This is a genomic window from Gallaecimonas pentaromativorans (assembly GCF_003751625.1).
Taxonomy (GTDB): domain Bacteria; phylum Pseudomonadota; class Gammaproteobacteria; order Enterobacterales; family Gallaecimonadaceae; genus Gallaecimonas; species Gallaecimonas pentaromativorans.
Window position 1 is genome coordinate 53117 of sequence record NZ_RJUL01000013.1, and the last position, 22537, is coordinate 75653.

Sequence of the window (22537 nt, forward strand, 5' to 3'; positions counted from 1 at the left end):
TCCCAAAAATAAGCAAAAGTGAGCCCATAGTGCATTGGTATTCCCTGTTACCGCCCCTGGTGGCCATCGCCTTCGTGTTTTGGAAAAAAGACGTGATAGGTGCCCTGGTGCTGGCCATTGTCAGCTCCGAAGCCTTGCAACTGGTGGCCAAGGGCACCCCGGATCTGGCCCAGACCGGCGTCAACAGCGTCGACAGAGTTGTATCGGTATTCAGCTCGGCCGGTAACGTGCAGCTCATCATGTTCAGCGTGTTGATTGGCGCCTTCCTGGCGCTTATCCGCGAGTCCGGCGGGGTGGCGGCCACGGTAGCCTGGCTGGTGGGTAAGGGCCTGGCCAGTACCGCCCGGCGCTCGCGGCTCATTACCATGCTGGCCGGGGTGGCGGTGTTTGTTGAATCCAACCTCAGCGTGCTGACCGCCGGTATCCTCTCCCGTGGCCTCTTCGACAAGTTCAAGATGAGCCGGGCCCAACTGGCCTACCTGGTGGATTCCACCTCGGCGCCGGTCTGTATTTTGATTTTGCTGAACGGCTGGGGCGCCTATGTGCTGGGGCTGCTGGCCGATTACGATTTGCCCGGCGGCGCGGTGTCGGTGCTGTGGGGCACTGTGCCTCTTAACTTCTACGCCCTGGTAACCTTGGTTATCGCCTTTTACGTGGCCTGGACCGGCAAGGTGTTTGGCCCCATGAAAGAGAGCGAAAAGCGCCTCGAGCAGGGGATGGCGGGCCTTAGCTCGGTGCCGGCCACCAAGGTACGCTACATGGCGCTGCCCCTTGTCACCCTGGTTGGTGGCATGGCCGGCTTTATGCTTTGGAGCGGCCATGGCGATCTCACCCAAGGCAACGGCTCGCTGTCCATGCTCTACGCCACCCTGTGCGGCATTCTGGTGGCCTACCTGCTGCTGATTTTCGACCCGGCCTTTACCCACAAGCGTTTGATTGACCTTTGCTTTACCGGCATGGGCGAGCTGTTGCAACTGGTGAGCATCGTACTGCTTTCCATTGCCCTGGGCGCCAGTCTCAAGGTGCTGGGCACCGGGGTCTATATTGCTGGCCTGGTGGGGGAGTTTTTGCCGCTGGTGCTGGTGGCGCCGGTGTTGTTCCTGGCCGGGGCGGCCATGTCCTTTACCACGGGTACCAGCTGGGGCACCTTTGCCATCCTCATCCCCCTTGGCATGCCGCTGGTACAAAGCCTGGGGCTGCCCCCCGAACTGGTGCTGGCCGCCATTCTCGGTGGCGGCATTTTTGGCGACCACTGCTCGCCCATTTCCGACACCACGGCGGTGTCATCCATCGCCTCGGGCTGCGATCTGCTCGAGCACGTACGCACCCAGATGCCCTACGCCCTGGTGGCAGGGGGAGTGAGCCTGGTGCTCTATTTCCTGGCATCTTTGGTGATGGTGTAACCCCAACAAGGAAGTCGTGTCATGGTCGACCCCCAGGTTTATGCGCCGGATTATCAGCACCTATCCGACCAAGCGCTCTTCGTGCAGTGGGAGCGGCGGGCAAGCCTTGGCCATCCCAATCAGGTCAAGGCCCTGGCGAGAGAATTGGACAAGCGCAACATTCCCTGCACCGGCTTTTTTGCCGGGCGCCGGTATCTGCGCTCCTCGCTAAAACGGGTGCTGTGGACCCTTGGCGGCGGCGCGGCCATCGCGGCTTTGGCTATGCGCGGCCTCAGCCCCGCCGCCAGCCTGCATCTGGCTGGCTTTTTGGCGCTGATGGCGCTCCTTGTGTTGCTGCTGCTTGGGTTGGTGCATGTCAGCGGCAAGGTGCCTTCCTACCACGGCCTGTCTGCCAGCAATGCCAGCGCCCCGGTATTCAGCGCCTTGGTGCAGCTGCTGCTGGGCGGTCTTTTTTGGCTGCTCACGTTCAGTGCCGTAGCGGCGGCTAGCTAGGGCAGGGCTTTGTCGGGCGGGTTTTGGTACGCTGGCTTCAAGCTTTAGCGGTACAGGAGCAACAAGATGGATTTTAAAGAAAACGGTCTGGTGGCCGTGATTGGCGCCGGTGTGATTGGTTTGTCTTGGGCGGCGCTGTTTGCCGCGCGTGGCCACAGGGTGCGGCTCTTTGACCCCCGCGCCGATCTCTACAGCCATATGGCCCGGTATCTGCCGGTGTTTATTCCCCAGGTGCCGGGTATTCATGAAGATCCGGGCATCATCATGGACCGCATCACTGCTACCGGCGACCTCAAGGCGGCGGTAGAACATGCCGACTTTATCCAGGAGTCCGGCCCCGAGCAGGCGAGTTTCAAGCAGCACCTTTGGCAGCAGATTGAAGAGGCGGCCCCCATCGACGCCCTGTTGCTGTCGTCCTCTTCCGGCATCGTTGCCAGCGAGCAGGGGGCACTGATGAAGGCGCCGGAGCGGCTTATCATCGGCCACCCCTTCAACCCGCCCCATATCCTGCCACTGGTGGAAGTGTGCAGTGACGACCGCACCCCGTCTGTCTATCTGGACCGGGTGATGGGCTTTTATAAAAAGCTCGGCAAGGTACCGGTGAAGCTCAACAAGGAAGTGCCGGGCTTCGTGGCCAACCGTCTGCAAATGGCCCTGGCCAGCGAAGCCATCCGGCTGGTGGACGCCGGGGTGGTGAGCGTGCGCGACCTCGATGCCATCGTTACTAACTCCCTCGGCATTCGCTGGGCCTCTATCGGGCCGCTCAAGGCGCTGCACCTGGCCGGCAGCCAGGGCGGTTTGTCAGGGTTTTTACAGCACATCGGAGTTGGCCTTGCCGACCACATCGGCCAGAAGGCCATGTTCACCCAGGAGCTGGTCAGCCGCATTGGCGATCAAGCCGAAGCCGCCTATCCCTTTGACGAATTTGACGAATACCGCCGCTGGCGTGACCGGCGCCAAATGGTGATCATCGAGGATCACGAACGCCACCCGGAGCGCTGAACCGCCAGTTCGGGGTGCCGCCAAGCCAACTGCTGGCCAAGGCCGGGCTGCCCAATAGCCGCTGATATGCGACCATGGAGGCAAAGAGCTTTCAAGGACTCCCCATGCGACTGGCGCTACTGTTGTGGTTGGTAAGTTTTGGCCTGCTGGCGGCCCCCTGGCAAAGCGATGTGCCCGAGGTCAAAGAAGCGCAGCTGGCGCCTTGGTATTGGGTAAATCGCCTCAAGGCCCCCGACCAACGGCTAATGACCCCCAAAGAGATAACCGCCTTTAACGCCCGGCAATTTAAAACCCTGCCCGAGATGGTGGAGCTGGAGACCGTGCCGGCTTTGATGGCGGCGGATGAGGTGAAAGGCCAAATCACCGCGCTTGCCAAGGAGCCGCCCCGTTTTTACGCCAACGGCCGCGCCCTTGGCCCGGCCGACTGGGCTCGCTATCGCGCCAACCTCAATCTTGGCGCCATCAAGGGGCCGCAGAAGGTGGCCTTTGCCCTGGTGGTGCGGCGCACCGTACTGCGCACCTATCCCACCTTCGAGCGGGTCTTTAACAAGGGGCTCAACCTCGACCTTGACCGCTTTCAAGAAAGCGGGCTGTTCCCCGGTGACGCCCTGGCACTGCTGGCCAAAAGCCGCGACGGCCACTGGTACTTTGCCCAGTCTCAAAATTACCGGGCCTGGGTGCCAGCCGCCGATCTGGCCATTGGCTCGCGCCAGGCGGTGCTGGGTTATGGCAAGGCGACGCCTTTTCTGGTAACCACCGGCAGCCAGGTGGAGACCGTTTTTAACCCAGAGGAGCCGAGGGTGTCGAAGCTGCGCCTCGACATGGGCCTCAGGCTGCCGCTGGTGCCGAGCACCCACAACCTCTATGGCCAAAACCCCTATGCTGGTTTTGTGGTGCGGCTGCCGGTCAGAAACGGCGACGGCAGCCTGGATTTCAAGGCGGCCCTTATTCCCCGCAGCCAGGATGTACACCAGGGCTACCTGCCTCTGACCCAGGCCAATCTGGTGCGCCAGAGCTTTAAGTTCCTCGGTGAGCGCTACGGCTGGGGCCACGACTACCAGGGCCGCGACTGCACCGGTTTTGTGGGGGAGGTGTATCGCAGCTTCGGGCTGGTGATGCCGCGCAACTCCGGCGAGCAGGGCCATGGCCGCTATGGCCACGACCACCCCTTCGGCAAGGGCCAGGTAGCGGCCAAGCTCAAGGTGCTGGCAACGGCGCCGGTGGGCAGCCTGATTTACCTGCCCGGCCATGTGGCCATGCTGCTGGGTAAGGTGGACGGCAAGCCCTGGGTTATTCACGACGTGGCGGGCCTTGCCTACCTTAAGGGTGGCCAGTTCTACCGGGGCACCCTTAATGGCGTGTCGGTTACGCCCCTTGAGCCGCTGCTGCTTGGCCCCAACACCAGCTACCTGGACGCCACTTACAACATCAAGACCCTACCTTAAGCTGTCACCGTATTGTCAAAAAGCCCGGCGCGCCACGGCGGCCGGGCTTTGTGTTCTTACATGTTTAAACTCTGATAAATCATTTAACGATACGGAAACGTTTTCGTCACGTTGCTCGCGCACAATCCGCCGCACATCGGCCCCTTCACGCCGATGACCCAACCAGGAAAGCTAAACGCGAGGATTGGCATGAAAAAGATTCCACAAGTGATGTCCGCGCTGGGCGCTGCCGTCGCCACCGCCCTGGTGGCCATGGCTGCCGATGCGGCGGTGCTGCCCACCACCCAAACCGACAGCAGCTGGTACCAGGACGGCGCCGCTGCCGTGGCTGCCAAAGTGGCCCAGGCCCGCAACACCGGCACGGCCAAGAACATCATTTTCTTTGTTGGCGATGGCATGGGGGTTTCAACCCTGACCGCCGCCCGCATCTACCAGGGCCAGCAGGCAGGCAACAGCGGCGAAGAAAACCGCCTGAGCTTTGAGACCTTCCCTTACAGCGCCCTGTCCAAAACCTATTCGGTAAACCAGCAGACCCCGGACTCCGCCCCGACCATGACCGCCATGATAACCGGCGTCAAAACCGAAGACGGCATGCTGTCGGTATCGGCCGACTCCATCCGTGGCAACTGCTTGTCCAGCCAGGGTAACGAGCTGAAAACCGCCCTGGAGCTGGCCGAAGATCGGGGTAAATCCACCGGGATTGTCAGCACCGCCCGCATCACCCACGCCACCCCGGCCGCCACTTACGCTCACACCCCCGAGCGTGACTGGGAAGCCGACAGCAACCTGACCGCCGAAGCGGTCGCCAATGGCTGCCACGACATCGCCTACCAACTGGTGATGGATGCACCGGGCGACGGCCTGGAAGTGGCACTGGGTGGCGGGCGCAGCTACTTCCTGCCCAATACCGTGACCGACGGCGAAGGCGCCAAGGGCCGCCGCAAGGACGGTAACGACCTGACCGCCAAATGGAGTGAGCAGTTCACCAACGCGGCTTACGTGTGGAACCAAGCACAGTTCGACGCCATCGATGTGACCAAAACCGACCACCTGCTGGGCCTCTTTGAAGCCTCCCACATGCAGTACGAGGCAGACCGAGCCGACGATACCGCCGGCGAGCCGTCTCTGGCCGAGATGACCAGCAAGGCCATCGACATGCTGGCCAAGAACGACAAAGGCTACTTCCTGATGGTGGAAGGGGGCCGTATCGACCACGCCCACCACGCCGGTAACGCCGCCCGCGCCCTGGCCGACACCGTGGCGCTGTCTGACGCAGTAAAAGCGGCCCTGGGTAAGGTGGACCTCGAAGACACCCTGATCATCGTTTCTGCCGACCACAGCCATACCTTCACCATCGCCGGTTACCCGGCCCGTGGTAACCCCATCCTTGGCCTAGTGCACGAGCCCAACGACGAAGCCATCGCCGTTAACGCCGCCACCGCCGACGACGGCCTGCCATACACCACCCTGGGCTATGCCAACGGCCCCGGCGCCAAGCAAGGCGCCCGTAGCGACTTGTCCGGTATCGACACCACCGACGTGGACTTCCTGCAACAGGCCCAGGTGCCCATGGGCAGCGAGACCCACGCCGCCGAAGACGTGGCCATCTACGCCACCGGCCCCGGCGCCTACCTGTTCCAGGGCAATGTGGAGCAGAACGTTATTTTCCACGTCATGAACCAGGCCGGCGCCCTGGGCGGCAGCAAGTACTGATAAAGGGATGATTACCATGGAAATGAAAAAACTCGCTCTGGTGATGGCCACCATCGCCGCCCTGGGCCTAGCCGGCTGCAATGACGGTGACGACGGCGTTGCCGGTACCCCCGGCGCCGACGGCGCCAATGGCAACAACGGTACCGACGGCCGCGACTTTACCGCCGTCAACCAGTGGTACCTGGCTGGCCAGTCCACCGTGGCCAAGGCCGCTGAGTCCACCATCAGCGACCCGGCCGGCAAAGCCAAGAACGTGATTTTGTTTGTCGGTGACGGCATGGGGGTTTCCACCCTCACCGCCGCCCGTATCTTCGAAGGCCAGCAGCAGGGTAAAAGCGGCGAAGAAAACCGCCTGAGCTTCGAGACCTTCCCCTACTCGGGCCTGGTGAAAACCTACTCTTCCAACCAGCAGACCCCGGACTCCGCGCCCACCATGAGCGCCATCGTCACCGGTGCCAAAACCAAGGACGGCATGTTGTCCATCACCGACGATGCGGTACGTGGCGACTGCGCCTCCGGCCAGGGCCATGAAATGGTCAGCGCCCTGGCGCTGGCGGAAATGGCCGGCATGAGCACCGGCGTGGTGTCCACCGCCCGCCTCACCCACGCCACCCCGGCCGCCACCTACGCCCATAGCGTGGAGCGTAACTGGGAAGCCGACAGCAACATGCCAGCCGCCGCCATCACCGCCGGCTGCACCGACATCGCCTCCCAGCTTATCGACTTCCCCTACGGCGACGGTATCGAAGTCGCCCTGGGCGGCGGCCGTACCTACTTCATGCCCAACACCGAGAACGACCCGGAATACGGCAGCGCTGGCCGCCGCAACGATGGCCGCGATCTCACCAGCGAGTGGACCAGCAAACACGCTGGCAGCAGCTATGTGTGGAACCTCGACCAGTTCATGAGCGTGGACTTGGCCACCACCAAGCACCTGCTGGGCCTGTTTGAAAACTCCCACATGCAGTACGAAGCGGACCGCAGCGACGACAGCGCTGGCGAGCCGTCCCTGGCGCAGATGACCAGCCGCGCCCTGGACATGCTCAAGCAGAACGACAAAGGCTACTTCCTGATGGTGGAAGGGGGCCGTATCGACCACGCCCACCACGCCGGTAATGCCGCCCGCGCTCTGGAAGACACCGTTGCCTTGTCCGAGGCGGTGCGGGTTGCCATGGAAAAGGCCGGCCCCGACACCCTTATTCTGGTGACAGCCGACCACAGCCACGTGTTCACAATCGCCGGTTACCCGGTGCGGGGTAACCCCATCCTCGGCCTGGTACGCAGCGTTGATGAAAACGGCGAAGCGGCCAAAACCCTGAGCGTGGATGCCAACGGCATGCCTTACACCACCTTGGGTTATGCCAATGGCCCCGGTTTTGGCTTTGGCAGCAGCCCGGTGAACATGGCCAGCGCCCGCCCGGATCTGAACCTCTACGACGTCACCGATGTGGACTACCGCCAAGAGGCCACCGTGCCCCTGGGCAGCGAAACCCATGCCGGTGAAGACGTTGCGGTATACGCCATGGGCCCCGGTGCCCAGTTGGTAACCGGCTCGGTCGAGCAGAACATGCTGTTCCACGTGATGAACTACGCCGCCGACCTGGAAGCGCGCGCCGAAGCCAACCAGCCCTAAGCCGGGCCTGTGAAGGGCCGGGCACTGCCCGGCCTTCTTTGGCGAAAAGGAGTAACCCGATGTTTTATAAAGCCTTGATGTTATTGGCGCTGGGGAGCCTCAGCGCCCATGGCGCCAGTGTGTGCCCGGCCACCGCGCCAGCGGGTGCCTGGGGCCTTGAGTACCAGGTCAGCGCCAGCCAGAGCGGCGCCGAGCCTCGCCAGGTGCAGCTATTGCGCCGTGGCGCCCAGACCGCCCTTTACAGCCCTGAGCACCAGATGGCCGAATGGTGGCACTTTGAAGACCCAAAGCGCCCCGGCTTCAGCCGGGTGTTTGACCAGCAGCAGCGCCGCATCGACTACTACATGGGCGATCTGCGCGCCCTTGGCGTACAGGCCCAGCAAGAAGAGGTAGAAAGCTTTGCTGCCCGCCACCTGCTTGGCCAGCTCACCAAGCAAGGCAGCAGCCCTTGCGAGCATGCCGAGCGCTACCAGGGTGAGATAAACGGCGTTAGTTACGATCTGCTGTGGAGCCCGGTATTGGCTGCGCCCTTGGCCATCGTTACCCGTAAGGGTGAGGTGGAGCGGCGCTGGCAGGCTGACAAACTGCTGGGCAAGGACGCGGTCAACGCCCGCTTTGCCACCTGGCAGCGTTATCGCGAGACCGACTTTGCCGACATCGGCGACATGGAAAACGACCCCTTCCTGGCCAAGATGATCAATCAGGGCTTTATCGAACACCGCGAACACGCCGTGTATAACGACCAGGGCCAGCCCCTGGCCACCGGCCACAGCCATTAAAAAAGGCGCCGTAAGGCGCCTTTTTCTCAGTACTTATAATCGGCCTGCAGGTAGTAATAACCGCCGTTCATGCCAAAGGGCGTGTTGCCCACCGGGTATTTGAATACCCCGTTGTAGGTTTGGTCGGCCACGGTGCGCTCCGGGTAGGTATCAAACAGGTTCTGGGCTCCCAGGGTGAAGGCCAGTTGGCTGCTGTAGTGATACTTCACTGCCAGATCGGTCACCCACTTGGCGTCGTATTTTACCGTTTCGTTGGTGTAGCCCACCGAGTAGGTGCCGAAGTAGCTAAGCCGCAAGGTGGTATCAAAATCGCCCAGGGAGTGGGTGAGGTTGAGGCTGCCTTTGCTGCGCGGGTTGGATTTGGTCATCCGTACCTGCTCGACATTGTTGAACAGCTCGTCTTCCAGGCCGCCAAGGATGCTAGGCAGGTGCACGCTGTCGATGTCGGTTTTGTTGTAACCGAAGGACGCGCTGCCTTTCAGGCTGCCGTAACTGCCCAGATCCCAGTTCTGGGACGCCACCAGATCGACCCCTTTGGTGGTGGTGTCTACGGCGTTGATAAAGAAGCGGGCCGAGTCGGCACCGGCGCTGCTGATAAGGCTGCGCACCGAGTCGGGCAGGGCGGCGTCGTCGCTCTCCAAAGACGAAGACAGCACGATGCGGTTATCCACCTTGATTTGGTAGGCGTCCAGGGTCACCGACAGGCCGCTGTCGCCGGTATAAACCAGGCCCAGGCTGTAAGACTTGGATTTTTCCGGTTTGAGCTCACTGATGCCAAGGGCGCTGGCCACCTGGGACTGGCTGTTGAAGGTGCCGGATTCTTGCGGCTCGAGCTGGCCGGTGTCGGGGTTGGTCACGAACAGGGTCGAGACGTTGGTAAAGTACAGCTGCTGCACGCTTGGTGCCCGAAAACCGGTGTTGGTGGCTCCGCGCACCGCCCAGTGGTCGCTAAGCTGGTAGCGGCCGGCCAGCTTCCAGCTGGTGTTGGAGCCAAAGTCGGAATAATCCTCACGGCGCACCGCGCTGGACCAGTAAAAGGCGTCGGTCAGCTGGTTTTCCAATTCCAGGTAAAAACCCAGGTTGTGGCGGTCCTGCTTGACGGTGGATTCCTGGTTGAACCCCACAAAGCCCTGGCTGCCCGAGCCGTAGTAGGAGTTGGGCTCGCCTGCCTCAATCTGGTACTGGTTTTTACGCCAGGCGGCGCCCACCGCCACCAGCAGATCGGAGCCGTTGAAAAAGGATACAAACCGGGAGGCATCAAGGTTGGCGTTGATTTCACTGGTGGACAGGGCGCCGGCATAGAAGTGGGACTGGGAGTCGTCACCCAAGTCCACGTTCAGGCTGTTATCCACATAGTATTTGAAGCGGTTTTTGCCGTAGCCAAGAGAGCTGTCGATGTCCCAATCGGCGACGGTGAACTTGTAGCCGCCGTAGAGGGACTGGTCGCGGATCTTCGGTGCCAGCTGCGGCAGGAAACCGTCAGGGTAGATGTTGGTGTTGTTGCGGCTATCGAGGGCGCGGCGGTAGAAGGCGCCGGAGATGTTCTCGCGCTCCGAGATGCCGCCAAAGGCGTAAAGCTTGCCGTTGTCGCCCACCGGCTTGGCGGCGTTCACAAACAGCGCCGCGTTCTTATATTCCCCTTGGCCGATTTGAAAGCTCTTGCGGTCAAAGGTTTGCTCCCGTGGGTCGGGGGAGCCGTCGGTTAAAAGCGGGTATTGCTGGCGGCTGTCAGGGCCGGCCCTGTTGGTACGGTTTTTATGTTCGGCCTGCAAAGAGAGGTTGACGAAACCGTCGCCCAGCAGCGTCAAACCCTGGTTCCAGCCCAGCGCCCAGGATTGGCCGTCACCGGCATAGGTTTGGCCGCCTTTGGCCTCAAGGCTGCCGCCCTCGGCGCTGTCTTTGAGCACGATGTTAATGACCCCGGCAATGGCGTCGGAGCCATACTGGGCAGCGGCGCCGTCGCGCAGGATCTCGATGCGCTTGATGGCGGTCATGGGAATGGCATTGAGGTCGACGTTGGACGAGCCCTTGCTGGCGGTGCCGTTAAGGTGCACCAGCGCCGAGCCATGGCGGCGCTTGCCATTGACCAGCACCAGGGTATGGTCGGGGCTCATGCCGCGCAGGTTGGCTGGGCGCACGGCGTCGGAGCCGTCGGTCACGGAAGACTGCGGGAAGTTAAAACTGGGGGCCAGAAATTGCAGGGCCTTGGCGGTCTCGGTCATGCCGGTGGCCGCCAGATCCTGGCCGGTAATGATGTCCACCGGCGAGGCACTGTCGGTGGCGGTACGCAGGGCCAGGCGAGAGCCGACCACTTCGATTTTCTCGGTTTGGTCGTTGTCAGCGTCGGCAAAAACGGGGAAAGTGAGAGAGCTGGCCAGGGCCAGGGTAAGCAGCGAATAGCGATACATCTGAAACTCCTTGATTACAGCTATTCGCATAGTGCATAAAAATACACCTACAGGTTAGATACATTTGTAATAATGTATTGACGGTCAAAAAATAAAAAATTGCCCTCGCTTTTTATTATTTAAATTGTTATCTATTAAAAGTGAATATCTATTCTTAAGTGAATAGTGATAAACAAAAAGGCGCCCAAGGCGCCTTTTTTGCGAGCAGGCCCTGGCCTACTGGCTGGATTTCTTACCGGACATCTTGTCGAGATAGCCCATGCCGAAGGCCGACACCACAAAGGTGAGGTGGATAAGGCAGTACCACATCAGCTTGTTGTCGGGGATGTCCTTGGCGTTCATAAACACCTTTAAAAGGTGAATGGCGGAGATGGCCACGATAGAGGCCGACACCTTGGTCTTGAGGCTGCCGGAGTCCATTTTGCCCAGCCAGCCCAGCTTCTCATTGCTTTCGTCGAGATCGAGGCGAGAAACGAAGTTCTCGTAGCCTGACAGCATCACCATCACGATAAGCCCGCCCACCAGCGCCACGTCAATCAGGGTAAGCACCGCCAGAATGAGGTTGGTGTCGGTCATCTCGAAGATGGTGGGGGCAATGTGGATGATTTCCTGCACGAACTTTATCAAAAGCGCCACCAGGGTCAGGCTCAGCCCTAGGTAAATGGGCGCCAGCAGCCAGCGGGAGGAATACATCAAAGACTCAATAAAACGTTCCATTGTTTCTCTCAAAAGGGGCGTTGGGGTTGGCAGCAAGCCGCAGGGCTGCCAACCCGGTTGATGATTATAGGGCGCTAGATTACTGGATTGCGGCGCGCCAATCTCGCTTTTCGGCGGTAAAAGGCGAGGGGTTAAGCCTGGCTGAGCCCTCGCCCGTGGCGCCGCTAGAACAAACGGTTCAAGCCGTTCAGAGCCGCTACCCGGTAGGCCTCGGCCATGGTGGGGTAGTTGAAGGTGGTATTGACAAAGTACTCGATGCAGTTGCCTTCGCCCTTTTGCTCCATGATGGCCTGGCCGATGTGGATGATCTCCGAGGCCCGCTCCCCAAAGCAGTGAATGCCAAGGATAGCCTTGGTTTCCCGGTGAAAAAGGATCTTCAAACACCCCACCGGCGAGCCAGCGATTTGCGCCCGGGCCAAGTGCTGGAACTGGGCGCGGCCCACTTCGTAAGGCACCTTGGCGGCGGTGAGTTCTTCCTCGGTTTTGCCTACCGAGCTGATTTCGGGAATGGTGTAGATGCCGGTGGGGATATCGGGGATGAGGTTACCCAGATCCTGGTCTGCCTCCAAAATGCCGGTGGCGGCCAGCCGGCCCTGGTCATAGGCGGCCGAAGCCAGCGACGGGTAACCGATGACATCACCCACGGCGATGATGTGGGGAACCTTGGTCTGGTAGCGCTCGTTGACATCCAACTGGCCGCGGCCGTTGGCCTTGAGCCCTACGGCCTCGAGATTCAGGCGGTCGGTATTGCCGGTACGGCCATTGGCAAACAGCAGGCAGTCGGCCTTGAGGCGTTTGCCGGATTTAAAGTGCATCACTACGCCGTCGTCGGTGCCTTCCACCCGCTCGTATTCCTCGTTATGGCGAATAACGGTGCCGGAGCTTCGCAGGTGGTAAGACAGGGCGTCTGAGATCTCGGCATCCAGGAAGGAGAGCAGCCGGTCACGGGTGTTGATGAGATCTACCTTCACCGACAGGCCGCGGAAGATGGAGGCGTATTCGCTGCCGATGACCCCGGCGCCGTAAATGATCACCGAACGCGGCTCGTGCTTGAGGCTAAGGATGGTGTCGGAGTCGTAGATGCGCGGGTGGTTGAAATCGATATCGCGGGGCCGGTAAGGGCGTGAACCGGTGGCGATAACGATATTGGCGGCAGAGATGAACTCCTCGGAACCGTCGCTCTGGCGAATGGCCAGGGTGTGCTCGTCGGTAAAACGGGCCTCGCCTTTAATGACTTCCACGTCGTTGCGGTTGTAAAAGCCGCCGCGCAGTTTTACCTGCTTACCTATCACCGAAGAGGTGTGGCCAAGGATGTGCTTGAAGGTCAGCCGATGGGCCGGTTGCACGTCGGCAAACAGCGGGCTCTGGTTGTACTCCACCAGACGCGATACCGAGTGGCGCAGCGCCTTGGAGGGAATGGTGCCCCAATGGGTGCAGCCGCCCCCTACCTCGACATGGCGCTCGATAACCGCCACTTTCTGGCCGTGCTTGGCCAGTTGCATGGCGGCCCCTTCACCGCCCGGGCCTGTGCCGATGATAAGGGTGTCGTACTGGTATTGAGCCACTGCTACCTCCTGATTGTGCTGGCTTATTGTTGCACAGCCTTCGCGAAAAATTCGATCAGCCATTTCAGGCCTGGATCGTTATCACTGCGCTCATGCCAGATAAGCCGCTGTTGCAGTGGCGGCAGGTCGATGGGCAGGGCCAGCGGCAACGCGCGAAGGGCGATGGGGTAGCGCTCCGCCACCTTGGCGGCGTAGGCGGCCGGCAGGATGGTGAGCATGTCGGACCACAGCACGGTTTGCAGCGCCGCCTGCAGGCTCGATACCTGCATCATCAGCTGGCGGCGGTGGCCCAGGCGGGCAAGCTCTGCATCCAGCAGCCAGTCGCCGTCCCATTGGCAATGGATATGCACTTGGGGCCAGCCCAAAAACGTCTCCAAGTCCCAGGGTTGGTGGAGCCGGGGGTTGTTGGCGCTCGCCACGCACAGGTAGTGGTCTGTCATCAGGGTGTGGCTGCGAAAGCCTTCGGGCAGCGGCGCTATGGGCTCGTCCTGGGCGGTGATGGCCAGTTCCTGCTGGCCGCTGGTAAGGCCCTCAAGGCCTAGGTCCTGGGCCGGGAAGCATTCTAAGCGAATGCTCGGCGCCTGGGCGCGAAGGGCCGGTAGCCACTGGGGCAAAAACAGAGTGTAGGCGCCGTCTATCACGTTTAAGCGAAAGGTGCGGTCGCTGCTGGCCGGGTCAAAGGCTGGTGGCTGCAGCAGCTGGTCGAGCTGAGGTAGCAATAACTGCAATTGGCGATGCAGGGCTTCGGCCCTGGGGCTTGCCTTCATGCCCTGGCCGCGCCGCACCAGCAGCGGGTCGTCGAACAGGGCGCGCAGCCGGGTCAGGGTTTTAGACATGGCCGACTGGGTCAAATGCAAGCTGGCGGCGGCCTGAGACACCGAGCAGTGGTCCAGCAGGGCATTGAGGCTCACCAGCAGGTTGAGGTCGGTTTTGGCCAGGCGGCTGAGATCCATGGTTATGCCTCACAGGAATGCTTTACCTGAAATCATATCATTGGTGTTCATGTTTATTGGCCAGTACAGTGGCGCCGATTTTCAGGAGGCGTGCATGGTGTGGTTCAAGTGGTTGCTGCTGTGTCTGGTGTTGTTCAGTCCGCTGGGTATCGATATTTATCTGCCGGCCATTCCGGCCATTGCCGATAGCCTGGGTAGCTCCCAAGCACTGGTGCAAAGCACCATCAGCCTGTTCCTGCTGATGATGGGCCTTGGGCAACTGGTAGCGGGCCCCCTGGCCGACCGCTTCGGCCGCCGGCCGGTGGCCATGGCCGGTATCGTGATTTACCTTGCCGGCGCCTTGCTGGCGGTGCTGAGCACCAGCGGCTGGCTCTTTGTGCTGTCACGGCTTATCCAAGGCAGCGCTGTTTGTGCCACTTCGGTGGTGGCCTTCTCGGCGGTGCGAGACCGGATGGACGGCCAGCAAAGTGCCCAGGCCTATTCCTTTCTCAACGGGGCGTTGAACATTGTGCCGGCGCTGGCGCCGCTTTTGGGCGGGCTTTTGGCCGAGCGTTTTGGCTGGCAGGCACCTTTTTGGTTTTTGGCCCTCTATGCCTTAGCCCTGCTGCTGGTGGTGTGGCGTTTTTTGCCCGAAACCCTGCCGGCCGGCACCCAGGTCAAAAGGGGCATCCCCTTTGGCCGTTACCTGGCCATGTTGCGCCAGGGGCCGTTTCTGGCTTTTGCCCTGGTTAATGCCACCGGCATGGGCATGGTGCTTACCTACGTCTCTTTGGCGCCGACGGTGCTGATGAACCAAGCCGGGCTGAGCCCGCTGGGCTTTTCCCTGGTGTTTGGGGCCAATGCCCTGTGGATATTGACGGCGAGCCTGCTGGCCAACTGGGTTATCCGCCGCTTTGGCCGCCGGGCCTGCCTGGGCTTTGCCCTGGCCTGGCTGCTGGCGGCGGTGCTGGCGTTGGCCGCCACGACCTTGGGTGAGGCAGCCCCCGCCTGGGGGTACATGTTGCCGGTGACGCTCGCCTGTTCTGGCTTTGCCTGTAGCCTGGGGCCGGCCACCAGTATGGCGCTGGCGCCTTTTGGGGATGAAGCCGGCGTAGCAGCCGCCTTGGTACTGTGCCTGCAGATGGCGGGCGCCTCGCTTATCGGCATCACGGCGGTGGCCCTGCCGCTGGCGCCCCAGTGGGCGCTGTGGGGCACCATAGTGCTGGCGGCCTTGCTGGTGGCCAACAGTTTGCGGGTGGCCAAGGGCCATTAAAAAAGGCGCCTTGGGGCGCCTTTTTATCAAGTTTATCAAGCTATCTGGGTGCGAAGCTGCTGCCAGTGCAGTTGCAGGTGGCGAAGCTTCTCGCCCATCTCCTCGATTTGCTTGCGAAGCTCCAGGGCTTCTACCGAACGTTTGAGCTTGGCCTTTTTCATTTGCAGCCAGCGTTTACGCAACTGGAAGTAGTGCTGGGCGGTAGCCAGGGTTTCGTCGTAGTGGCGATGCAGCTCGGCAAAACACAAACCCTGGGCTTGGGCCTGTTCTTTGGCTTCTTCGAGCTGGCGGGTCAGGCGCGCCTTGACAATGAGCTCGTCCGGGGTCTTGCGAAGGCCCTGGGCCAGCCCCAGCTTGCTGGCAGCTTTGATAAGCCACTTGGTGGGGTCGTAGTCGAACCAGCGAATGCCGTTGCGATAGTCGTTCTCGAAGGTGTGGTGGAAGTTGTGGTAACCCTCGCCAAAGGTCAGCAGCGCCAGCAAGCCGTTGTCCTTGGCCGAATGCTTGTTGCTGAAGCTGTTGCGGCCCCAGATATGCGCCAGGGAGTTGATAAAAAAGGTGGTGTGGTGGGTCACGAAGATGCGCAGGAAACCGGCCAGCAGCACGGTACCAATCACGTCACCCATCATCAGCCCCAGGGCAATGGTCAGGCCCAGGTTCAGGCCCCAGACCAGCTTCATGTAGTGGCGATGCTGAAAATCCACCACCGGATCTTTGAAGAGATCGCGGACGTTGGCATAGTCGTTGTAACGCTCGGCCTGATACTCGCGCATCATCCAGCCCATGTGGGAATACCAGAAGCCGCGGCCGGCAGAGTAGGGGTCTACCTCGTCATTATCCACGTGGCGGTGATGAATGCGGTGGTCAGAGGCCCAGTGCACCACCGAGTTTTCGATGGCCAAGGCACCGCCCAGGGCAAACAGCCAGCGCAGCGCCGGGTGAGCCTGGTAGGTCTTGTGGGACCAAAGCCGGTGGTAGCCGGCAGTAATGGACAGGTTGCAAAAACAGAACAGAACCGCGAAGGCTATCCATTGCCCGGCGCTGAACCCGTGGAAAACTCCCCACAGCGGTACGGCAACCAATGCCAAAAGGGTAGAGACAACGAAGAAGATGACGTTGGCCCAAATGATACGGGGCTTTTCCATCGGATATCCTGATTTCGGCTTACAACTGTTCGCCAATCTAGGGGGCGAGGCCTTTACTGTCAATGCGATTTAAGCGGAATCTTGATCAGGGTTAAGCTTTGGCTGGCCATTGGCTTTGGGATCTCGCTGAAAAATGGCGCTAAACTAGGCCTCTTTGTTTTCTGGAGCTATTCATGGGCCCCCGCGCACAACAAAAATTCAAGACTCGCCGCACCATTATCGATGCCGCCTTGAACCAGCTCAGTGCCGAGACCAGTTTTTCCAACCTCTCGCTGCGGGAAGTCACCCGGGAAGCCGGTATAGCCCCCACCTCCTTTTATCGCCATTTCAAAGATATGGACGAACTGGGGCTGACCCTGGTGGACGAAGCCGGTCTGACCTTACGCCAGCTGATGCGTCAGGCCCGCGCCCGTATTGCCGACACCAGCGGTGGTTCGGTGATCCGCACCTCGGTGGAAACCTTCATGGAGTTCATCAACGACAACGGCAACGTGTTCCGGCTGCTGCTGCGGGAGCGCTCCGGCACCTCGGCGGCGTTCCGGGCGGCGGTCAGCCGCGAGATCCAGCACTTTATTGCCGAGCTTGGGGATTACCTGCAAAAGGAACTGGGTTTTGCCGAAGACGAAGCCCGGGTACAGGCCGACGCCATGGTGATCCTGGTGTTCTCGGCCGGGGCCGAAGCGCTGGATCTATCCAAAAGTGCCCGCCAGGGGCTGGCGGAAAAAGTGATGATGCAGCTAAGAATGGTGGCAAGAGGAGCGGCCGTTCTTAAGGCCAAGAAGTAAAAAGCGGCCCTTGGGCCGCTTTTGGATTTAGGAGTTGAGTTTATCGAGCTTGGTGATGCCGTCTTTAAGGCCAATCTCGCCGAGCAGGGCGTCCACCAAGGGTGCCTGGGTGCGATAACGCAGCGCCGCCTCGGTAACCGAATCGGCCAGGTTGCCTGAACCCCCTTCCCGTTTGTCGTCGCCATGGCCGCTGGCCTGGCCGGCGAAGCCGTCCATCTGCACGATCTTGATGCCGTCGATGTTCTCCAGCGGTTTCACCGACTCGCGGATAATGTCGGGCAGGTACTTGTACAGCGCCAGTTTGAGCTGCATTTCCACCTGCTCGGGGGAGAGCACGTTGCTGGCTTCGTGCAGGGCGCGTTGGCCGGCCGCTTCCACCTCGTAACTCTTGGCTTTGGCGTCGGCGCGGGTTTTCTCGGCAGCAGCCTCTGCCTGGGCCTCAATCTCCGCTTTCTCGGCGTTGGCCTTGGCTTCGGTCAAGAGGGCCTCGGCGCGGTCTTCGGCGGCGGCTTTTTCGGTCTCGGCGGCGACGCGGATCTTCACCGCATCCATTTCGGCCGCTTTGCTGGCCTCGATGATCTCGATTTGCTTGTCACGCTCGGCAACGGCGGTTTCCTGGACGGTACGCACATTCTCCTGCGCCGCCACCGACAGCGCTTCGGCCTCGGAGGCTTTGGCCCGGGCGGCGGATTCTTCTTCTGACTTGCGGGCAAGGGCAATGGCCTTTTCCTGCTCGGCCAGTTCCAGGGTGCGCTTACGGACGATCTCCGCTTCTTCCAACTGGCGGCGCTTATCAATTTCGCGGGCTTCTACTTCCCGCTCCTTGGCGATGCGTGCTTCCTCGATGGCCCGGTCAGCTTCGATGGTCACCAGCTCCGCTTCGCGGTTTTTGTCGGCCCTTTCTTTGGCAATATCGGTAGTTTGCGCAGCGCGGCGCAGCTCCACTTCTTTTTCTTGCTGCAGGCGGGCGTACTCGCTCTCCCGCTTGATGGCCAGGGAGCGCTGCTCGGTCTCGAGGTTACGCTCCTGGATTTGCACTTCGGTCTCGCGCTCGATGTCGTTGCGCTGCTTGCGGCGCGACTCGGTGATTTTGGTGAGCTGGGTCAGACCCTCGGCGTCAAAGGCGTTATCGACCCGGAAGAATTTGGGGTCGGTCTGGTCAAGGCCGGTCAGGGACACCGACTCCAGCTCCAGGCCGTTCTTCTCTAGGTCCACCCGCACGTTGTTCTGTACCCGCTGCACGAAGTCGGAGCGTTTTTCATGGAGCTCCTCCATAGCCATTTCAGCGGCTACGGCCCGCAGCACGTCAACAAACTTACCTTCAATCAGGGATTTAAGGGCGTCTACTTCGAGGGTTCGGTTACCGAGGGTTTGGGCCGCCACGCTGATGGCTTCCACTGTTGGGGCCACTCGCACGTAAAACTCGGCGGTAACGTCTACCCGCATCCGGTCGCGGGTAATAAGGGCTGCTTCGTTGGCCCGGCGCACTTCCAGGCGCAGGGTGTTCATGTTGACGTTGATCACTTCCTGCAGCACCGGCAGCACCAGGGTGCCGCCGTCTTTGACGACCTTCTCGCCGCCCATGCCGGTGCGCACAAAGGCCACTTCCTTGGATGCCCGGTGGTAGAGCTTGGTGAAAATAAGGCCGATGAACAGCAAACCGGCTACAACGGCGCCGGCAACCATCAGTATGAAGTCGAGATTTTCCATGGGTCTTCCTTGTACTCAGCCCGGGTAGGGGCTTACTAAATAGATGCCGTCTTCCAGGTCAAACAGCAGTACCAGCTGCCCCTGGCTCAGCACCAGATCGTCATAGGGCTTGGCCATGACGTAATGCTTGTGTCCTTGTTTGTCGGTCACCGACACCTCGGCGGCGCGTTCGCGGCTGGCTTCCCCTATCACCACTTCGCCTACCAGGCCGATAAGTTCGCGCTGGAATACGGCATTGGTCTCGGTAGTGGGTAACAGCTTGACCAGCAGCAGGCTCAGACGCCGCTGGAGCGGCAAGGATACCGCCAGGGCGGCAATGGCCACAGGCAAAGGTGGCAGCAGGCCGCCCAGCAGGTTCATTAGCAGCCACTGCAAGGTCCAGCCGATAATCGCAAACAGCAGTAGCCACAGCAGCAGCCAAATCAGAAAAGGCAGGCGCCCCAGGCACAACCAGTTAAAACCGTTGGCAAAAAAACCGGGGTTGTCGATGTCGAGATCCGGCAGGGCGGTGTCGATGAGTTCACTCAGGCCCAGACCCAGCAGCAGGCTGAGCAGCTGCAACAGGCCGATGGCGCAGACCAGTACAAAGGCGAGAGAAAAAGGCAGGTTACCGCTGGCCAAAATAAAATCCCACATGGCCCATATCCCTTTGGTGACAATGCTCCCACGCTATTATTTAACTTTTATTCAGTCAAACCTTCAGATGTAAGCATCCATGAAAAAGGCCGGTTAAACCGGCCTTTTTATCAACGCTTTACCAGCCAGACGCCAGATTCCATATGGTGGCTGTAGGGGAACTGGTCAAAGAGCGCTAGCTTCTCCACCCTGTGGGTTTGGGTCAGGGTTTCGAGGTTCTTGGCCAGAGTCTCTGGGTTACAGGAGATATAAAGGATGTGCTCATAGCCTGCCACCAGCTGCTCGGTGGCAGGGTCTAGGCCGGCCCGGGGCGGGTCCACGACTATGGTGCGGCAATTAAAGGCCTTGAGGTCGACCCCTTTTAGGCGGCGGAACTCGCGCTTACCTTCCATGGCCTCGGTAAATTCCTCGGCGGCCAGGCGGGCGACGGTGACGTTATCCACGCCGTTGGCGCGCATGTTGTACTGAGCCGATGCCACCGAACTGGTAGCGATCTCGGTGGCCAGCACTTTATCGAACTGGCTGGCCAGCGGCAGGGTGAAGTTGCCGTTGCCGCAGTAAAGCTCTAAAAGATCGCCGCCAATGCCGGCGGTGCAGTCCAGGGCCCAGGTCAGCATCTTCTCGTTAATGCCGGCGTTGGGCTGGGTGAAGCTGTTCTCCACCTGCTGAAAGGTCCAGCTGCGGCCTTTAACGGCGAGGTTCTCCACTACAAAGTCGCGGTCCAACACCTTCTTTTGCTTCTTGGCGCGGCCAATGAGGTCAACCCGGCCATACTGCTGGAGTTTGTCTTTTAGCTGGCTGGCTTCCACTTCCCATTCATCGGTCAGTGGTTTGTGATAAAGCAAACTCACTACCGCCTCGCCGCTCTGGCTGGTCAGAAACTCCACCTGGAACAACTTCTTGCGCAGCAGGGTGTTGGGCTTGAGCAGCTCGATAAGGGCCGGCATCAGGGTGTTGATCAGGGCGCTGCCCATGGGGTAACTGTCGACCCGAATGCGCTCATGGGACTCTTGGTCGAACATGATATAGAAGAGATCATCCCCCTGGTGCCAGACGCGAAACTCGGCCCGCATCCGGTAATGACTGGGGCTGGAGGCAAACACCTCTGGCGCCGGCGCACCGAACGGCTGCATCAGCGCATTGAGCCGGCTGACCTTCTCGGCCAGTTGTGTTTGGTAGTTGTCGGGGTAAACCGCGCCCGGTTGTTGCATGCTTGCCTCCTTTATAGGGGAGCAAATGATAGGCAAGGCGCACTCAATGTCCAGTGCTGGTAAACTGGGCGGGCAAAAATATCAGGCAGGTCATTGGCAAACAGCATGAGTCAGTTGCTCTTTTTCGATTCTGGGGTAGGCGGTCTTTCCATCTGGCAACAGGTCCATCAGGCCTTGCCCGGTGTCGAGGCGGTTTATGCCATGGACGATGCCGCCTTCCCTTATGGCGAGCTGAGCGAGTCCGTGCTGGTCGAGCGTGTGCTGGCGGTGTTTGACGCCGTCACCCAGCGCCACGACATCAGCCTGGCCGTGGTAGCCTGTAATACCGCGTCTACCCTGGTGCTGCCCCATCTTCGTCAGCGCTTTAGCTTCCCGGTGGTTGGCGTGGTGCCTGCCATCAAGCCGGCGGCGCGGCTCACTCGTAATGGCGTCATTGGTCTTCTGGCCACCCCCGGTACCGTCAACCGCCCTTATACACATCAACTCGAAGCCGACTTTGCCGCCGGCAAGCAAGTCTTGCGGCTCGGCTCCAGTGAGCTGGTCACCATGGCAGAAGCCAAACTGCGTGGCCAAGAGCTGGATATTGACCGGCTGGCCGACATTCTTGCCCCTTGGCTGCAGGCACCCAAGCCTGACACCGTGGTGCTGGGTTGCACTCATTTCCCTTTAGTAAAGGAAGAGCTGGCGAAGGTCTTGGGGAGTGATGTGACCTTGGTGGACTCCGGTGAAGCCATTGCCCGGCGGGTACGCAGCTTATTGCCGGCTGGCGCAGGCAATAAAAAAGGTGGCCTGAGCCACCTTTATCACACGGCCTCCAGCCCCAAGGGGCTGGAACTATTGCGGGCCTGGCTGCAAGAAAGCGCCTTGCCCGAATACCTACCGCTTTACTCTTCTTCCTGATCCCGGCGTTCCTTGGCTTCCCTGACTTTCAGGGTACGGTCTTGGAACTGCTGATCATTAAGGCCGTTAATGGCGGCCTGGGCATCTTCGGTCAGCATCTCGACAAAACCAAAGCCGCGGCGGCGGCCGGTTTGGCGATCCTTCATCAGTCGTACCGACAACACTTTGCCGAAACGTTCGAAGGTTTGCTGCACCGAATGCTCATTGGCGCGGTAAGGCAGATTGCCAACATAAAGGGTAACGGTAGCAATGTCTTCGGTACGGGTAGCCTGCGCTTTAGGGCGCCCCATAAAGAAGGCAACAGCGCCACCTAAGAGGATGCCAAGCCCAAAAAAGGTTGGGCGTGAGTAAGGAAATTCGACAGGGACGAAAGACAGTAAGACCGATCCCAGAATCGCAACGACGAAAAGGATAATAGCTGGATGCATGGTTTAGCTCGTTAAAGTGTACAGGTACAGTGAATTTGATAAGGGGAATGCGCGAGCATGTTAACTTTATTTACATCATTGCGCAAAGAAAGGGCCGCCAGGTGAAGAATTCACCGATCAGTTCGCCTGTATTAAAAAGCACTTGCGCTCCAAAAACCGATCCCTATAATGCCGCCTCGTCGCCAAGGGAAAGCGCGGTGAAGGACTTGAAAGCAGCGCTTAAAAAGGCCTTGACCGATAAAGATAAGTGAGTAGAATGGCGGCTCGCTTCGGGGATTGAGTCGAAAGGCTTAAAAAACGAAGTTTAGTGTGAAGCGAAAGGGCTTGACACTGTATTGGGAGGCGGTAGAATGCGCCTCC

The 22537-nt window shown here is 60.3% G+C and carries 20 protein-coding genes; 11 read left to right on the forward strand and 9 right to left on the reverse strand.

Features of this window, described 5'->3' with window-relative positions; genetic code table 11:
• The first annotated feature begins 29 nt into the window (after positions 1–29).
• From EDC28_RS18915 to EDC28_RS18945, 7 genes are all read left to right on the forward strand, one after another.
• On the forward strand, positions 30–1403 hold the full coding sequence (locus tag EDC28_RS18915) for a Na+/H+ antiporter NhaC family protein (protein ID WP_123422653.1): 1374 nt from the start codon (positions 30–32) through the stop codon (positions 1401–1403).
• A 21-nt stretch (positions 1404–1424) separates the two neighbouring features.
• Positions 1425–1895, forward strand: coding sequence for a hypothetical protein (locus EDC28_RS18920; RefSeq protein ID WP_123422654.1), 471 nt, complete (start codon positions 1425–1427; stop codon positions 1893–1895).
• Between the two features lie 66 nt (positions 1896–1961).
• Positions 1962–2897, forward strand: coding sequence for a 3-hydroxyacyl-CoA dehydrogenase NAD-binding domain-containing protein (locus EDC28_RS18925; protein ID WP_050658791.1), 936 nt, complete (start codon positions 1962–1964; stop codon positions 2895–2897).
• 104 nt (positions 2898–3001) lie between these two features.
• Positions 3002–4342 carry an SH3 domain-containing protein gene (locus EDC28_RS18930; RefSeq protein WP_123422655.1) on the forward strand — a complete coding sequence of 447 codons (1341 nt, stop codon included), beginning with the start codon at positions 3002–3004 and terminating at the stop codon, positions 4340–4342.
• Positions 4343–4531: 189 nt separating this feature from the next.
• A complete protein-coding gene (locus EDC28_RS18935) occupies positions 4532–6055 on the forward strand; it encodes an alkaline phosphatase family protein (protein WP_123422656.1) in 1524 nt (507 codons plus the stop codon).
• Between the two features lie 16 nt (positions 6056–6071).
• Positions 6072–7688, forward strand: a complete 1617-nt coding sequence (locus EDC28_RS18940) for an alkaline phosphatase family protein (RefSeq protein WP_336391566.1) — start codon at positions 6072–6074, stop codon at positions 7686–7688.
• A gap of 59 nt (positions 7689–7747) precedes the next feature.
• Positions 7748–8467 carry a hypothetical protein gene (locus EDC28_RS18945; RefSeq protein WP_123422657.1) on the forward strand — a complete coding sequence of 240 codons (720 nt, stop codon included), beginning with the start codon at positions 7748–7750 and terminating at the stop codon, positions 8465–8467.
• A 26-nt stretch (positions 8468–8493) separates the two neighbouring features.
• On the opposite strand, the gene EDC28_RS18950 is transcribed toward EDC28_RS18945, so the two are convergent.
• From EDC28_RS18950 to EDC28_RS18965, 4 genes are all read right to left on the reverse strand, one after another.
• On the reverse strand, positions 8494–10875 hold the full coding sequence (locus EDC28_RS18950) for a TonB-dependent receptor plug domain-containing protein (RefSeq protein ID WP_123422658.1): 2382 nt from the start codon (positions 10873–10875) through the stop codon (positions 8494–8496).
• A 216-nt stretch (positions 10876–11091) separates the two neighbouring features.
• Positions 11092–11592, reverse strand: a complete 501-nt coding sequence (locus tag EDC28_RS18955) for a TIGR00645 family protein (RefSeq protein WP_050658787.1) — start codon at positions 11590–11592, stop codon at positions 11092–11094.
• A gap of 164 nt (positions 11593–11756) precedes the next feature.
• Positions 11757–13157: a Si-specific NAD(P)(+) transhydrogenase gene (gene sthA, locus EDC28_RS18960; protein WP_050658786.1), complete on the reverse strand. Its 1401-nt coding sequence runs from the start codon at positions 13155–13157 to the stop codon at positions 11757–11759.
• A gap of 23 nt (positions 13158–13180) precedes the next feature.
• Positions 13181–14110 carry a LysR family transcriptional regulator gene (locus EDC28_RS18965; protein ID WP_123422659.1) on the reverse strand — a complete coding sequence of 310 codons (930 nt, stop codon included), beginning with the start codon at positions 14108–14110 and terminating at the stop codon, positions 13181–13183.
• 94 nt (positions 14111–14204) lie between these two features.
• Between EDC28_RS18965 and EDC28_RS18970 the strand changes: the two genes are divergently transcribed.
• On the forward strand, positions 14205–15362 hold the full coding sequence (locus EDC28_RS18970) for a multidrug effflux MFS transporter (RefSeq protein WP_123422668.1): 1158 nt from the start codon (positions 14205–14207) through the stop codon (positions 15360–15362).
• A 35-nt stretch (positions 15363–15397) separates the two neighbouring features.
• Here EDC28_RS18970 and EDC28_RS18975 read toward each other — a convergent pair whose 3' ends face one another.
• The gene (locus tag EDC28_RS18975) at positions 15398–16507 is read right to left on the reverse strand and encodes an acyl-CoA desaturase (RefSeq protein WP_123422660.1); all 1110 of its coding nucleotides are present in this window, start codon (positions 16505–16507) and stop codon (positions 15398–15400) included.
• A 173-nt stretch (positions 16508–16680) separates the two neighbouring features.
• On the opposite strand from EDC28_RS18975, the gene fabR reads away from it, so the two are divergent.
• Positions 16681–17292 (forward strand): HTH-type transcriptional repressor FabR, encoded by a 612-nt coding sequence (fabR, locus tag EDC28_RS18980; protein ID WP_050658783.1) that lies wholly within the window; start codon positions 16681–16683, stop codon positions 17290–17292.
• A 27-nt stretch (positions 17293–17319) separates the two neighbouring features.
• Here the strand turns inward: fabR and EDC28_RS18985 are convergent, their stop codons facing one another.
• From EDC28_RS18985 to trmA, 3 genes are all read right to left on the reverse strand, one after another.
• Positions 17320–19002 (reverse strand): flotillin family protein, encoded by a 1683-nt coding sequence (locus tag EDC28_RS18985; protein ID WP_050658782.1) that lies wholly within the window; start codon positions 19000–19002, stop codon positions 17320–17322.
• Between the two features lie 15 nt (positions 19003–19017).
• Positions 19018–19638: an OB-fold-containig protein gene (locus EDC28_RS18990; RefSeq protein ID WP_123422661.1), complete on the reverse strand. Its 621-nt coding sequence runs from the start codon at positions 19636–19638 to the stop codon at positions 19018–19020.
• A gap of 110 nt (positions 19639–19748) precedes the next feature.
• The gene (gene trmA, locus EDC28_RS18995) at positions 19749–20849 is read right to left on the reverse strand and encodes a tRNA (uridine(54)-C5)-methyltransferase TrmA (RefSeq protein ID WP_123422662.1); all 1101 of its coding nucleotides are present in this window, start codon (positions 20847–20849) and stop codon (positions 19749–19751) included.
• A 105-nt stretch (positions 20850–20954) separates the two neighbouring features.
• On the opposite strand from trmA, the gene murI reads away from it, so the two are divergent.
• Positions 20955–21749, forward strand: a complete 795-nt coding sequence (gene murI / locus EDC28_RS19000; protein ID WP_123422663.1) for a glutamate racemase — start codon at positions 20955–20957, stop codon at positions 21747–21749.
• Here the strand turns inward: murI and EDC28_RS19005 are convergent.
• Entirely contained in the window at positions 21734–22039 is a 306-nt protein-coding gene (locus EDC28_RS19005) for an RNA recognition motif domain-containing protein (protein ID WP_332317949.1), read from the reverse strand. The genes murI and EDC28_RS19005 overlap by 16 nt on opposite strands.
• A gap of 185 nt (positions 22040–22224) precedes the next feature.
• On the opposite strand from EDC28_RS19005, the gene EDC28_RS19010 reads away from it, so the two are divergent.
• Entirely contained in the window at positions 22225–22428 is a 204-nt protein-coding gene (locus EDC28_RS19010; RefSeq protein ID WP_123422664.1) for a hypothetical protein, read from the forward strand.
• Positions 22429–22537: the final 109 nt, after the last annotated feature.

Bases quoted from the DNA above. Each gene is read 5' to 3' on its own strand.
- EDC28_RS18925 (WP_050658791.1), top strand. From the start codon at position 1,962: ATGGATTTTAAAGAAAACGGTCTGGTGGCCGTGATTGGCGCCGGTGTG.
- EDC28_RS18935 (WP_123422656.1), top strand. From the start codon at position 4,532: ATGAAAAAGATTCCACAAGTGATGTCCGCGCTGGGCGCTGCCGTCGCC.
- EDC28_RS18965 (WP_123422659.1), bottom strand. From the start codon at position 14,110: ATGGATCTCAGCCGCCTGGCCAAAACCGACCTCAACCTGCTGGTGAGC.
- murI (WP_123422663.1), top strand. From the start codon at position 20,955: ATGAGTCAGTTGCTCTTTTTCGATTCTGGGGTAGGCGGTCTTTCCATC.
- EDC28_RS18985 (WP_050658782.1), bottom strand. From the start codon at position 19,002: ATGGAAAATCTCGACTTCATACTGATGGTTGCCGGCGCCGTTGTAGCC.
- EDC28_RS18930 (WP_123422655.1), top strand. From the start codon at position 3,002: ATGCGACTGGCGCTACTGTTGTGGTTGGTAAGTTTTGGCCTGCTGGCG.
- EDC28_RS18990 (WP_123422661.1), bottom strand. From the start codon at position 19,638: ATGTGGGATTTTATTTTGGCCAGCGGTAACCTGCCTTTTTCTCTCGCC.
- EDC28_RS19010 (WP_123422664.1), top strand. From the start codon at position 22,225: ATGCGCGAGCATGTTAACTTTATTTACATCATTGCGCAAAGAAAGGGC.
- fabR (WP_050658783.1), top strand. From the start codon at position 16,681: ATGGGCCCCCGCGCACAACAAAAATTCAAGACTCGCCGCACCATTATC.
- EDC28_RS18945 (WP_123422657.1), top strand. From the start codon at position 7,748: ATGTTTTATAAAGCCTTGATGTTATTGGCGCTGGGGAGCCTCAGCGCC.
- EDC28_RS18940 (WP_336391566.1), top strand. From the start codon at position 6,072: ATGGAAATGAAAAAACTCGCTCTGGTGATGGCCACCATCGCCGCCCTG.
- EDC28_RS18920 (WP_123422654.1), top strand. From the start codon at position 1,425: ATGGTCGACCCCCAGGTTTATGCGCCGGATTATCAGCACCTATCCGAC.
- EDC28_RS18975 (WP_123422660.1), bottom strand. From the start codon at position 16,507: ATGGAAAAGCCCCGTATCATTTGGGCCAACGTCATCTTCTTCGTTGTC.
- EDC28_RS18950 (WP_123422658.1), bottom strand. From the start codon at position 10,875: ATGTATCGCTATTCGCTGCTTACCCTGGCCCTGGCCAGCTCTCTCACT.
- trmA (WP_123422662.1), bottom strand. From the start codon at position 20,849: ATGCAACAACCGGGCGCGGTTTACCCCGACAACTACCAAACACAACTG.
- EDC28_RS19005 (WP_332317949.1), bottom strand. From the start codon at position 22,039: ATGGGGCGCCCTAAAGCGCAGGCTACCCGTACCGAAGACATTGCTACC.
- EDC28_RS18955 (WP_050658787.1), bottom strand. From the start codon at position 11,592: ATGGAACGTTTTATTGAGTCTTTGATGTATTCCTCCCGCTGGCTGCTG.
- EDC28_RS18970 (WP_123422668.1), top strand. From the start codon at position 14,205: ATGGTGTGGTTCAAGTGGTTGCTGCTGTGTCTGGTGTTGTTCAGTCCG.